This is a genomic window from Candidatus Clostridium eludens (assembly GCF_045310515.1).
Lineage (GTDB): Bacteria > Bacillota > Clostridia > Clostridiales > Clostridiaceae > Clostridium_B > Clostridium_B eludens.
On sequence record NZ_JBJHZX010000015.1, the window covers coordinates 1 to 12,886 of the forward strand.

General features: G+C 29.3%; 12 protein-coding genes and 2 pseudogenes. 7 read left to right on the forward strand and 7 right to left on the reverse strand.

Annotation, left to right across the window (positions count from 1 at the left end; all coding sequences use genetic code 11):
- Positions 1–199 precede the first annotated feature (199 nt).
- Positions 200–766: pseudogene (locus ACJDU8_RS11030) on the forward strand (tetratricopeptide repeat protein); the annotation flags it as partial.
- A gap of 723 nt (positions 767–1,489) precedes the next feature.
- A pseudogene (locus tag ACJDU8_RS11035) lies at positions 1,490–1,579 on the forward strand (SEC-C metal-binding domain-containing protein); the annotation flags it as partial.
- Between the two features lie 361 nt (positions 1,580–1,940).
- Here ACJDU8_RS11035 and ACJDU8_RS11040 read toward each other — a convergent pair.
- Positions 1,941–2,096, reverse strand: a complete 156-nt coding sequence (locus ACJDU8_RS11040; protein WP_406792213.1) for a hypothetical protein — start codon at positions 2,094–2,096, stop codon at positions 1,941–1,943.
- 270 nt (positions 2,097–2,366) lie between these two features.
- Between ACJDU8_RS11040 and ACJDU8_RS11045 the strand changes: the two genes are divergently transcribed.
- The 3 genes from ACJDU8_RS11045 (at position 2,367) to ACJDU8_RS11055 (ending at position 4,452) form a co-directional block, all read left to right on the forward strand.
- Positions 2,367–2,819 (forward strand): DUF2975 domain-containing protein, encoded by a 453-nt coding sequence (locus tag ACJDU8_RS11045; protein ID WP_406792214.1) that lies wholly within the window; start codon positions 2,367–2,369, stop codon positions 2,817–2,819.
- A gap of 9 nt (positions 2,820–2,828) precedes the next feature.
- A complete protein-coding gene (locus tag ACJDU8_RS11050; RefSeq protein ID WP_368488493.1) occupies positions 2,829–3,038 on the forward strand; it encodes a helix-turn-helix domain-containing protein in 210 nt (69 codons plus the stop codon).
- A gap of 67 nt (positions 3,039–3,105) precedes the next feature.
- A complete protein-coding gene (locus ACJDU8_RS11055; RefSeq protein WP_406792215.1) occupies positions 3,106–4,452 on the forward strand; it encodes a B12-binding domain-containing radical SAM protein in 1,347 nt (448 codons plus the stop codon).
- 110 nt (positions 4,453–4,562) lie between these two features.
- Here the strand turns inward: ACJDU8_RS11055 and ACJDU8_RS11060 are convergent, their stop codons facing one another.
- The 4 genes from ACJDU8_RS11060 to ACJDU8_RS11075 all read right to left on the reverse strand — a co-directional run bounded on the left by ACJDU8_RS11060 (position 4,563) and on the right by ACJDU8_RS11075 (position 8,338).
- Entirely contained in the window at positions 4,563–5,117 is a 555-nt protein-coding gene (locus ACJDU8_RS11060; RefSeq protein ID WP_406792216.1) for a CDP-alcohol phosphatidyltransferase family protein, read from the reverse strand.
- 56 nt (positions 5,118–5,173) lie between these two features.
- Positions 5,174–6,823, reverse strand: coding sequence for an FAD-dependent oxidoreductase (locus ACJDU8_RS11065; RefSeq protein ID WP_406792217.1), 1,650 nt, complete (start codon positions 6,821–6,823; stop codon positions 5,174–5,176).
- 67 nt (positions 6,824–6,890) lie between these two features.
- Positions 6,891–7,943, reverse strand: a complete 1,053-nt coding sequence (arsB, locus tag ACJDU8_RS11070) for an ACR3 family arsenite efflux transporter (protein WP_406792218.1) — start codon at positions 7,941–7,943, stop codon at positions 6,891–6,893.
- Between the two features lie 11 nt (positions 7,944–7,954).
- Positions 7,955–8,338: an ArsR/SmtB family transcription factor gene (locus ACJDU8_RS11075; protein WP_406792219.1), complete on the reverse strand. Its 384-nt coding sequence runs from the start codon at positions 8,336–8,338 to the stop codon at positions 7,955–7,957.
- A gap of 539 nt (positions 8,339–8,877) precedes the next feature.
- On the opposite strand from ACJDU8_RS11075, the gene ACJDU8_RS11080 reads away from it, so the two are divergent.
- Both ACJDU8_RS11080 and ACJDU8_RS11085 read left to right on the forward strand, forming a co-directional pair.
- Complete coding sequence (locus tag ACJDU8_RS11080; protein ID WP_406792220.1) at positions 8,878–9,918, forward strand: hypothetical protein; 1,041 nt, start codon at positions 8,878–8,880, stop codon at positions 9,916–9,918.
- Positions 9,919–10,218: 300 nt separating this feature from the next.
- A complete protein-coding gene (locus ACJDU8_RS11085) occupies positions 10,219–10,470 on the forward strand; it encodes an integrase core domain-containing protein (RefSeq protein ID WP_406792315.1) in 252 nt (83 codons plus the stop codon).
- Positions 10,471–10,711: 241 nt separating this feature from the next.
- Here the strand turns inward: ACJDU8_RS11085 and ACJDU8_RS11090 are convergent, their stop codons facing one another.
- Together ACJDU8_RS11090 and ACJDU8_RS11095 are read right to left on the reverse strand one after the other, a co-directional pair.
- A complete protein-coding gene (locus ACJDU8_RS11090; protein ID WP_406792221.1) occupies positions 10,712–11,341 on the reverse strand; it encodes a hypothetical protein in 630 nt (209 codons plus the stop codon).
- Between the two features lie 857 nt (positions 11,342–12,198).
- Entirely contained in the window at positions 12,199–12,876 is a 678-nt protein-coding gene (locus ACJDU8_RS11095; protein WP_406792222.1) for a DNA/RNA nuclease SfsA, read from the reverse strand.
- Between the last annotated feature and the right edge of the window lie 10 nt (positions 12,877–12,886).

Genomic DNA, 12,886 nt, shown 5'->3' on the forward strand with positions numbered 1-12,886 from the left:
TAATCTCACCCGCATAGCAGGCGGTTTTTAGTTTCAGGCACTAAAGTACCTTCAACTTGTTAAAACATAATAAAATAGAAAATATACTATTTTTTATAGATAAAAAAGTTTATAATAAAAGCAATAAATTGCTGTAGGAAATAAAAATAAGGCAATTAGAGCCTGGAAGGAAGCATTAAAAATTGAGGAGATAAACGAAATGAGTACCTATTATGATATTTTAGAAATAAGTCAGGAAGCCAATTCTACACAAATAAAAAAGGCTTATTTCAACATGGTTAGAAAATATCCACCAGAAAGATTTTCAGAAAAGTTTACAGAAATTAGAAAGGCTTATGAAATATTAAGTAATGAAAAAACTAGAGAAGAATATGATAATTTTGCTAATATACCTGGCATTGCCAAAGGAAGATTTGATGCTGCAAATGAACTATTCAGGGAAGGCCAAAATGAGAAGGCTATTAAAATTTTAGAAGAATTAAATAAAGAATTTCCGGATATATTGGTAATACAAAGTGTCCTTGGAGAGATCTGTATTAAAAATAATAATAATGGTAAGGCTATAAAGATTTTTGAAAAACTTGTTGAAGCAGATCCCGATAATGCAAGTTTTGCTGGATACCTAGCTAATGCATATTTGATGAGAGGATGGCATAAAAAAGCAGTTAAAGGCTTTGAAAGAGCCATAGAACTAGACGAAGATAATATTTCTTTATGGATGGGCCTCAGCGAGTCATACGTTGCAGGAGACAACATGAAAAAAGCTAAAGAAGTTCTTTATAACTTTATTGAGGAAAAAGAAAATGGATATTTTATTATAAGTATTTACCTTGCCATTTTCATTACAGATTTAAAAGAAGGTAATTTTGAAAGCATGAAAAAAAATCTTGAAATGTTATCTAATGAAGTGGCTAAACAAGAAGATGAAAAAGAACATATAACATGGATATTACTTATGATTTCCAGACGAATGGTTGAAGCAAAAATATTTGAACCTGCTAAAGAAATCTTAGAAAAGGCAGAAAAAATTGCACCGGATAATCAGAAAATAAAAGAACTTAAAGCCAAAGTAGATAGATTCTATAAATTTGAAGAAGAATTTTTAAGTTTAGAAAAAGATGAAGATTTTCATAAGGATTTTGTGAATTTTATAGCTAGTAAAATATTGCCTGAAGAGTCACTAGGTCCAGATCTTTATATTCGTATGGCAGAACACGAGTTTTTACTACATATAAACAAGTATAGAAAATATGTTATATTACTTTCAAAAAAATATTTTAATTTATATGGGGAGCTAAAAGATTTTTTTGAAAAAGCACTTAATAATAGAGAGAGAAATAAATTGATTAAAGAACATGAAAAATACTTAGAAAGCAACAAAAGTATGCTTAAAATGACTCTTGAAAGTATGGGGGCAGGAAATTTTTTTAGTGGATTTAACAATGTAGGAGATGGAGAAAATTATGATTTTTGGCCGGAATCTCAAGATACTTATGTAAGAGAAGAGCCTAAGGTAGGAAGAAATGAGCCTTGCCCTTGTGGTAGTGGTAAAAAATACAAGAAATGCTGCGGCAAATAAAAAAATATAAAACTCTATAAAAATTGTAGTAACTAAAATCTTTTTAAGAATTTGGATACATGCGGCTTCATCATACATGTATCCGAAACTTAGGTTAACTATTATATGTTAATTAAGTTTAGGACTATTGCTGCAGTAATAAAATGTTTAAGATATTAAGTTAAAAACACTTCCAGATGTAGAATATGTTCGTGGTAAGGATGATTAAGTAATTTTATCGATTTATCCTTAATCTAATTCCCTTATTTTTTCTGCAATTTGTTGTAAAAAACACAAGATCTTGCAGCTTGTTCATCTGTAGTTCTTGACCAATCATTATTTCTATTATATTCATCAATGACCTCCACTCCTAAATAATAAACTACTTTTTTTCTGATATTACGAGAAAAAACGTAGCCATAGGTCCAAGTAATAAAGAAATAAGAAACCAGTTAAGACCTGATCTATTTTTTCCCTGGGCTAATCCAGCATTAATTAATGCTAATGTTCCCCATCCAATATAATATTCCTTATTCATACTAATCCCCCACATATAATTATATAAATTTGCTAAATATTATTTTCTAAATTATATCATAGTTTCACTTTAATACCATTATGTTATCCTTAACCACAAAAGTTATTATTCTGCTCAGAACTACTCTTGTTTATTGTGAAATTATTGATACATATACTATTTATGTAAAATAAACTAATAAATTTATAGCAACAATCAATAAATTTTTGTTGATAAACAACAAAAGACATGTTACCCTATACGTATAAATTAAAAATGAGGTGCATTTTTATGAAACAATATTCAACAATTTTCTTAAAAGTAGCTATTATTCTTATAGGAATTCCAGTTCTTGCCCTGTGTATATTTTGGTTGCCTTCAGCTGCAGATTATTTACACTATCCTATTTTAATCGGTATGTATGTAGCAGCAATTTCTTTTTTCTTTGCTCTATATCAATCCTTAAAGCTTGTAAGCTATATTGACAAGAATAAGGCTTTCTCGGAATTATCTATAAATGCTCTAAAGCATATAAAATACTGTGCCATTACAATTAGTATTATATATGTAGTACTAATACCATTCGTAATTCCTATAGCGGATGCGGACGATGCCCCAGGTCTCATGGGATTCCCAGTGATTTTTATTTTTGCTTCCTCTGTGATTGCAGTCTTTGCTGCTGTTCTTCAAAAACTTCTAAAAGAGGCCATAGATATAAAATCAGAAAATGATTTAACAGTTTGAGGTGATAAAATGGCTATTATAATTAATATTGATGTAATGCTGGCCAAAAGAAAAATGAGCGTAACAGAACTTACAGAGAAAGTCGGAATAACCATGGCAAACATATCTATACTAAAGAACGGAAAAGCAAAAGCTATTAGATTTTCAACTTTAGAGGCAATATGCAAGGCTTTGGAATGCCAGCCAGGTGATATTTTAGAATATAGAAATGATACATAAATGGGAAACTAAATACTGGAAGTAGGTTAGTTAAATGCTGCGTAAAGTTTATTTCAGGAGGTGCTGTATGAAGATTAAATTAATCCAACCTGCAATGCTGCAAAGACCTATGGATACAAAGCTAAAAACAAGAATGTCTCCTTCATTAGCATTACTCACAATAGCAAATCTTACGCCGAAAGAGCATGAGGTTATTATTGAGAATGAAAATGTTGAAAAGATAGATTTTGATGAACCTGTAGATTTAGTAGCAATAACTGTTACTGTAGATGTCATGAATAGAGCAGTGGAAATATCAAATGAGTTTAAAAATCGCAACGTTACAGTAATTGCAGGAGGTATACATATCACAGCAGATCCAGAGAGTGCTGTTAATAGTTTTGACGCAATATGTGTGGGAATGGCTGAGAGAGTCTGGGAAAAAATCCTTAAGGATAAAGAAAGTAATTCACTTAAAAAGATATATTATGATATGAGAAATATTTCTGGTCAGGAAATAGTATCACCTAACTATTACATTATTGATAATAAAAAATATTTATATACTAATATAATTAGTACAAGCCGAGGATGTCCTTTTGAATGTGATTTCTGCTACAATAGTTGCAAAAATGTACTTAAAACTTATGTTAATAGACCCATAGACCATGTAATTAAAGATATAAATGCGTTAAAAACTAAACATATAATGTTTATTGATGATAATTTTATCGGAAATCCCAAATGGACAAAAAAATTATTAGAAGAAATAAAACCCCTTAAACTAAAGTGGAATGCGGCGGTTACTTCTAATATAGTGGACATGCCAGAACTATTAAATCAAATGAGGGCGGCTGGTTGTCAAAGTCTATTTATAGGTTTTGAAAGTATAAATAGCAAGTCAATAGATAGTGTCCACAAGGTGCAAAATAGTGTAAATAGATATGAAAAACTTGTAGATGAAATTCATAAAAGGGGAATAATGATAAACGCAAGTTTTGTTTTCGGATTAGATGAAGATGATATCTCTGTATTTAAGAATACATTAGAATGGATAGTTAAAAATAAGATAGAAACGGTAACCTCACATATCCTCACCCCATATCCTGGTACAAGGTTATATTCATCATTAATAGAGCAAAATAGAATTGTAGATTTTAATTTGTCAAATTATAATACTGCGCATGTGGTATATAAACCAAAGAATATAACAGCAGAGGAATTGTATAGTGGCTATCTATGGATATATAAAGAAGTATACACGTTTAAAAATATAATAAAAAGACTACCAAAATCTAAAAAGCAATGGATTCCATTTCTGGCATTTAACTTTTTCTATAGGAAGTTTGGAAAGCTGACAGAATTACTATGCAATATAGTTTCTTTTAAAAATATAGGAAGATTTTTCAGGTGCTTAGCTTATTGTATAAAGTAAGTGGTAGAATTTTTATCTTTTTGCCATTTATAAATTAAGTGTGTTTTGACATAGTGTCATATATTCAAATATTGAAAGTTAACTTATTTATAAAATTTCCAATAAATATCTTACTGAAAATTTACAACCAATGAGATTCTCCAAATTGAAGATAGGGCGGCCAATCCTGCTATTCCTGTGCAAACTACTATAAGAGCACTTTGATGTGCAACATCAGATAAACATAGAGGCAGCAGCAACATCAATATAGGTAACAGATAGAACAATACCACCACCATTCGCCCCAAAGGGTCAAATAGAAATACGATTGTATTTTTATCATCTCTATCAATATTAAAGATAATAGAGGTAATCAAAAATTCTAAAAACTTGCATATAATCACCGTCAGCATCCAGCGGGGGAACAGACTGCGGAAAGACAATGATAAGCAGGCCATAACAATAAAGAAAAAATCAACCATTACATCCATTATTGCTCCAGCGCTGGTCTGGACACCAAACTTCCGAGCCAGCTTTCCATCCAGATAATCTGATGCCGCTATCAATACAAATAATACAGCACAGGGTAAAAATGGACTGGCATCAAACAGCACCACAGCGCAGAACATAAGGGAAAGCGGCACCCGTGATAATGTTAGTGCATTCACTGAAATATTCCTAATCACTTTCGTGCCACCTCCATTTCCTTAAAATTTCCTCTCTATGAATGAATAACTTTTAGTTACTTATTTTGTGTTTTATAATTCTCATGACCGCCAGAAATATTATAAACTTTCTTACATCCATTATTTATTAATATATTCTGCACTGCATTTCCTGTTACGCCTTTATTGCAGTAAGCTACAATTGGTTTTTCCTTATCCAATTGGTCGACCTTTCCTCTTACTTCATCATGTGGTATATTTATAGCATTGTCTACGTGAGATTCTTCAAACTGTCTACAAACTCTTGCATCAATAACTGTAACATCATTTCTACTTTCTATAAGCTTATGAAGCTCATTAGGTGTTATAAGTTTTCTATCTCTATTTATTGCATTATCTAAAATCATTCCTGTGTACATGACAGGATCTTTCGTTGTTGAAAACGGTGGAGCATATGCCAAGTCTAAATGAAATAAATCTTCCACCTTAGCTCCAAAGGTTATTGCAGTAACAAATACATCTATTCTTTTATCAACACCAGTATATCCTACTATCTGAACTCCAAGAAGCTTTCTAGTTTTTTTATCTGCAACAGCCTTAATAACCATTTCTTTTCCATTATAATATGTTGGTTTATCTGGTTTGATATTATGGCAAACAACTAATTCAAAACCTTCATTAAGAACTTCTCTTTCTGTAAGTCCAGTTTGAGCAACGGTCATATCAAAAATTTTAAAAATGCCCGTACCAAGTATGCCCCTAAATTCAAGATTGCCTCCTGAAAGCTGATCTCCTGCTATCCTACCCATTTTATTTGCTGTTGAACCTAATGGTCTATAAAAAGGCTTTTTTGTAATGATAGAATAACTTTCAGCACAATCCCCACAAGCATATACATTTTCTATATTGGTCATCATTTTTGTATTTACCTTTATGGCACCTTTGGCTCCAAGTTCAATTCCAGCTTCTTTTGCAATCTCTACATTTGGTTTTACCCCTATGGACATAATTACAAAGTCTGTATTTAATACTTTACCACTCTGCAGGACTACTTGATTTATTAATCCATATCCATTTAATTCAACTACTGAATCATCTAAAATCACATTAATATTTTTGCCTTTTAAGTACTTTTCTACATATGCAGCCATATCACTATCCAATCCAGGAGTAACCTGATTTAGACGTTCTACCAGTGTAACTTCAATCCCAAGATTCTTTAAGTTCTCCGTCACTTCTAATCCTATAAAACCAGTTCCAACTATTACTGCTGACTTAGGTTTGTGAGCTAATATGTATTCCTTTATCTTATCTGCTTGAAGTACATTTCTTAAATAAAACACATTACTCTTCTCTGCTCCTGGTATATTAGGTACTATAGGTTTTGCTCCTGTGGCAATCACTAATTTATCATAGTTTTCAGTAAATATCTCATTAGTCTCTAAGTTCTTTACTATCAAAACTTTATACGATGTAATTATTTTTAAAACTTCATGTCTTCTAAATACATTTACATTATATTTTTTCTTAAAGAATTCAGCATTTCTTGGAACTAAATCGCCTCTATCCTGTATTTCTTCTCCTATATAGTAAGGTAATCCGCATCCTGAATAAGATATATCGTAATCCATATCAAATATTTTTATTTCTGTATTTTCATCATTTCTTCTTGCTTTCGCGGCCGCAGATGTTCCACCAGCTACAGCACCTATTATAACAACTTTCATAAATTTTCTCCTCTCATGTACTTTATTATTATTTCTTAATTAAATTCACAACACATAATAAATATAATTATTCTTGTTTTAAACCAAAATACTTTCTTCCCCAATGAAGAGCTACATTCACAAGTCCTATCATAATTGGAACTTCAACAAGTGGTCCTATTACTGCTGTAAATGCCTCTTTAGATTCTACACCAAACACCGCCACTGCTACGGCAATAGCAAGTTCAAAGTTATTACTTGCAGCCGTAAATGCAAGAGTAGTCGTTTTTTTATAATCAATACCGGCTTTAAAGCTAATAAAGAAGGAAACTGTAAACATAATAGCAAAATAAACTATAAGTGGTATAGCTATTCTTATCACATCCATAGGTAACTCCACTATATATTTCCCCTTATAAGTAAACATAATTATTATAGTAAATAATAAAGCAATTAATGCCAATGGACTTATTTTAGGAACAAACTTTTTTGTGTACCATTCAGTACCCATCTTAGGTTCTAATAAAAGTCTTGTTAATATACCTAACGCAAATGGTATTCCCAGATAAACTGCTACGGATGAAGCAACTGCTCCCATTGATATATTTACTTTATAACCTGTAAGACCCATCCAGGTGGGTAGGACTGTAATGAAAATATAAGAGTATATAGAATAAAATATAACTTGAAATATGGAATTAAACGCTACAAGAGCGGCCGCATATTCTGTATCACCGTCAGCTAAACTATTCCATACAATAACCATAGCAATACATCTTGCAAGGCCAATTAATATAAGTCCTGTCATAAATGCAGGATATGATTTCAAAAAAATTACTGCAAGTATGAACATTAGTATTGGTCCTATGAGCCAGTTCTGGACAAGTGATAATCCCAAAACCTTTGGATTTCTAAATACCTTTCCAATCTCCTTGTAGTTTACTTTCGCAAGTGGGGGATACATCATTACAATAAGCCCAATTGCTATTGGTACAGATGTAGTACCAACAGATAATTTAGACAATCCCTCTGATAAACCGGGAACTCCCCAACCTAATAGAATACCTACTGCCATGGCAAGAAAAATCCATAATGTCAGATAACGGTCAAGCCATGATAATCTTGATGTCTTATTACTCAATTTAATCACCCCTAATCTATGCAATTATTATTAAAGCATACTTTGCCTTCTTTTAAGTCGTCACAATTAAGGCCACTTTCTTTATACTTTTTTAATCTTTGTAAATCTTTCTTACATTTTTCTAAGTTAACTGCATGTTTTCTTATGATTTCATTTATAAATGAAAATCCTTTAATGGTATCTTCATTTACTTTATAGTACACATATTTATTTACTTTATAGTAGTCAATAATTTTGGCATTTGTAAGTTTTGTTAAATGCCTCGAAGCGTTGGATTGACTAATATTAAGAACGGTTTCTATTTCGCAAACACACAGTTCTCCATCTTTAAGTATATTTAATATTCTCACGCGTGTTTCATCTGCTAATGCTTTTAGCATTTGTATTAAATCCACTTTTTGCATCTCCCTTATATGAACATATTCAATTATAATCATATAACAGGCTACCTATTTTTTCAACTCTTAAAAATAAGAATTTAATAATTTTTTAGACAATATAAGAGGATGTAAGCTAACAGCCTACATCCTCTATATTCATAACTTTGAAAAAAAGTTTAATCAAACTTTTTTCAAAATACTAAACCTTTTTTATATGCCTATAATCTTGTAGGTTTGTAAAAAAGTTTGATCAAAATAATACTCATGAATGGCTTAAATTCGTTAAAGTTTGATTTTAATTTTGAAACAAAATTTGATCAAAAGTTAGTTATCTTCATTTTAAGACAGTTTTATTTTTGGAATAAAGTTTGATCAAAATATCATTACTTTTTAATCTTATCTATATATTTGTAATAAAATTTAGTTAAAAGCAAATTAAGCTTTGACGTGTACTCGAATTGATGAACATACATAAGTTAGATATACTAATCATATATTGTTCATCAATTGGAGTACACGTCAGTACTTTATATTTAAAATTTGGGAGGATGAAAATGAATAATGTAAATAATAGTTACATAACTAACTTAATGTACTTGCCAATTCCTGCAAATTGGAAGCTATTTGAGAATATGTGCCAAGAAGTTTTAGGAACAGAATTAAAATTGAACTTTCAACCTTATGGAAGAAGTGGTCAAAATCAATACGGTATTGATTTATTTGCTCCTATAACACCTGAAGAAATAATTGTTGTACAATGTAAAAACTTTTTTTCAAAAATATCAATTAAAATAATTGGATCAGAATTGGCAAAGTTTAAGAATATTCCAATTGAAAATACAATAAAAATAACCAGGTATATATTTGCTACAACTGCACCTACAGATAATAATATACAGAATTATATTCTTACTTTAAATGCAGAAAGAGCAAAAAAAAATGAGTGTCCAGTAGAAGTAGTTTTTTGGGAACACTTTATTCCAATAATACTTAGTAATAACGATATTTTTTATAGATATTATAATTATTTATCACCTTCCCCATCAAACCCATATATACTAATTGAACTTGTATTCTGGTATTCAAACCTATCTAATCATTGTCTAGTACTATTAGACGAAGTACCTTGCAATACAATTTTAAGTTATCTTTACAATAGTAAAATATATTTTTCTAGAAATATTAACTTATTAGAAAGGTATAATTGGTGTATTGAATCATTACTACACGAATTAAACAATTTTGATATGACTGCCGTTAATTTAGAAAGTACATCATTATATATGAGCTGTAGGAATATTGAAGACCTCATAAAAGAATTACCAAGTGTATTGAATGAAAAAGAACTTATTTATTTTCAAATTTCCAATCTTTTGGCATGTCTTGATTTGAATGCTTCATCAAATGAAAACTTTAAGATTAGTACGTCAAACAAAGAATTATTTTTAAATTATATACAAAAGTTAACCAATAATGAAAATATTATTAAACATTTAGAAATTAAAATAGACAAATTTGATAATAAAAATTACAGGGGATATACTTACATATATTCTATAATAGAAGATATAAAGAAATATATACCAATATTCTAAAAGGAGAGAAATTTTATAAATTCAGAAATTATACAAGTTTCAAATGAAATATTAAAAAACATTACTAACATATACTTAGGAAGCTTAATTGAAAATTATATTGATTTTGTAAAAAATATTGAAAACTTTGTTTGAAATGACACAAGTTTATTATAAACGATACAACTTTATTCTAAAGCAACAATTGGAGGCATGTAAAGACGCCCTAAAGTAGGCATATTCTGAAATTATGAATGGTAATCAGGGTAGCCCTTTATAAGCCCCAAGTATACAAGTCTGTTTCTTAATGCTGGTTCTAAGATTAGTATAGATCACCATGGACGTGCCTATAATAATATCTTTATTGAGAGATTATGGTGCAGCCTTAAATATGAAAATATTTATTTGCAGGGTTATGAAAATCCAAGGGAAGCACTTATTGGAATCCGAAGTTATTTAAAGTATTATAATTACGAAAGGCCCCACCAAAGTCTTAAGTATAATACTCCTCTAAAATATATTTTAAAAGCTAGGTTATTTACTTTCCTATGTCAAAATTATACTTTCAGATAAATATTATATCAAGGATGCTTACGCACCATCTAACGATGGCAAGTCCTTGGCACAATATCTATCTGAAAGTAGGATGAATTTGAGGGAAAGTATATTGATATATTTTATCAGGATACTGCTTTGACCTAACTGTAAGTACACTAAAAAATTGTCTTGACAAAGAGGCCCACTTTAATTCAACTTGCCATTTTTTAATTATTTGCTCTTTACTACTTTAAATTTATCTTTCTTTACAATCCTGCTAAATAAACTCTTTCATCTTTCTATTTTTAATTATATCATTATTATATTTTTCTATTAAACCCAAACACTTATTTAAATCTGCAGTATATTTTTTATCTATTTCATTAGAAAAACAGCTATATATTTCCTCATATTTACTGTTACTTATTGCTCCTATTCTAAGTTGCTTCGTATATTCAATCAATTTCGTAACCGTAAGTAACATCTTGCCAACCTCACTTACTGTAGTTTCTAATAGCTTTGCATGTTTATCTCTTTTAATAAAGTAGCAGTATTCCTCAATCATAGGTATTAAGTAATCTACATACTTTTTAGTTTCCTCTATAGCTGCCAAAGAATCATCTTTTGCTCTCTTTTTCATAGCTTCAATTAAATTTTGAGCACTTATAATTACAGTTATAGATTCTTGATAAAACTTAATATAAAAAAGCTTTTTTTCATGAATATAGCTAACAGCAGATATTAATATAGTTAATGTTGCACTTGAAAAAAGTCCCAACAATATATTAACATAGAATCCGTAATGTTCTTGTCCACCCATTTGATTAAATTCACATATTACTGCAAAAATTAGGCTTACTACAGATATTATACTCATTATAATTGCTGTATCTCTATATGTCTTCATATATCCACCTTAACTTTCTTATTAATGATATTCCTTAGTTAATCATACTTATCTTACATATACATAACATATTAATATATAGCTTACATTGAATAATTTTTTATTGTATACCTATAATCAAACACTTTATATAGTATTGCTAAAAAATAATTACTGATGAAATTAAAAATAAAACAATATTCTTCAAGAAGTAGTATATAAATACTATGAACCATAGTGTTAAAATAACTACTAAAAAGTACTTATAAAGTTTTTCATTTTTAGCTTTTTTTATCACTAACTCAATAATAACCAAACCAAGTAACTAAAAAACTTCTCCTATCGCAGCAACAGCAATTCCATCAATATTACTTATTTTATTATATAAAACAAACGCTCTACTACCAAAAGCCGTGAAAGCTACTAAAAATGTAATTAATACAATAATAATTTTTCGTTTATCATATAGGTTATTATTTTTAGAGCAAGCTACACGTGTATTGGTAAGCTTTTTAGGGCCTGACGTTGGTTTGAAACAAAGATTGATCAAAATATTCTTTGAAAATAGCTTGAATTCATTGAGACTTAAATGGGTTTTTGAAATAAAGTTTGAGCAAAATTTAGATATTCCTCATTCCAAATAAGAGACAATTTTATTTGTTGTTGATATAACTTTATTAAATTTTAAACCTTTAATTTTTTATAATATCTTCTTTTATTATTTTTCTATACAGAGAAGCAACATCATATCTTGACATACATTCTTTTGTAATAAATTCTAAATCATATATTTCATTAACTTTCTTATCTAATTCATATAATGACTGCTGGAATCATTATCTAATCCCTGTAAAAATACTCTTAATTCTACATTTCGTTTATATAAAAACCTTAATTTTATTTTTCACCATTAAAGAGCCATCTTCATAATATATATTAAATGCTTTTATAAGCATTCCACAATCCACGCACTTTTTTAACAAATTACGATACCCCATATACATAAAATCCCTATTAATAGTAATCCTGTTTATAATAGGACTTAAAGAAATAAAATAATATTCGGCTTTCCAACCTCTATTTAACAATTCCAAAATTGACTTAAGCTGTTCTATTGCTCTTTGAGAATATATTGTTGGAAATAAAACTTTCTTATTTGCTGCTATTATTCCTTTAGCCTCAACTAAAGTTTTATTATTATTTAATATTAGAAAATCTGCCTTGTATTTCCCTATAAACTTTTCCTTTTGAAGGTAATCGTACTTGTAATTAAGACAAATATATTCCTCTAATATTTTATTAACAATAGATAAATTTAAAATAATAAATCTACCATAATATTTAACTGCAAAAACGCTATATTCAGTTTTATTTTCATTGCCTTTATTTTTTGTTAAAAGCACCCTTTTATGCTTTAACTTTATATAATTTTCAAGTTTTGATGCACTCGGAATATAACATTCTTCTATTCTATTATCAATTAACACACTACATAAGAATCTGTTCTTCTTTTCCTCAAGAAATACTCCTTCTAATATTTCATTTCTAATCTTCAAAGTTTCACAT

Excerpts from the sequence above, each read along its gene's own strand:
- ACJDU8_RS11040 (WP_406792213.1), bottom strand. The coding sequence starts at position 2,096 with ATGAATAAGGAATATTATATTGGATGGGGAACATTAGCATTAATTAAT.
- ACJDU8_RS11045 (WP_406792214.1), top strand. The coding sequence starts at position 2,367 with ATGAAACAATATTCAACAATTTTCTTAAAAGTAGCTATTATTCTTATA.
- ACJDU8_RS11050 (WP_368488493.1), top strand. The coding sequence starts at position 2,829 with ATGGCTATTATAATTAATATTGATGTAATGCTGGCCAAAAGAAAAATG.
- ACJDU8_RS11055 (WP_406792215.1), top strand. The coding sequence starts at position 3,106 with ATGAAGATTAAATTAATCCAACCTGCAATGCTGCAAAGACCTATGGAT.
- ACJDU8_RS11065 (WP_406792217.1), bottom strand. The coding sequence starts at position 6,823 with ATGAAAGTTGTTATAATAGGTGCTGTAGCTGGTGGAACATCTGCGGCC.
- ACJDU8_RS11080 (WP_406792220.1), top strand. The coding sequence starts at position 8,878 with ATGAATAATGTAAATAATAGTTACATAACTAACTTAATGTACTTGCCA.
- ACJDU8_RS11090 (WP_406792221.1), bottom strand. The coding sequence starts at position 11,341 with ATGAAGACATATAGAGATACAGCAATTATAATGAGTATAATATCTGTA.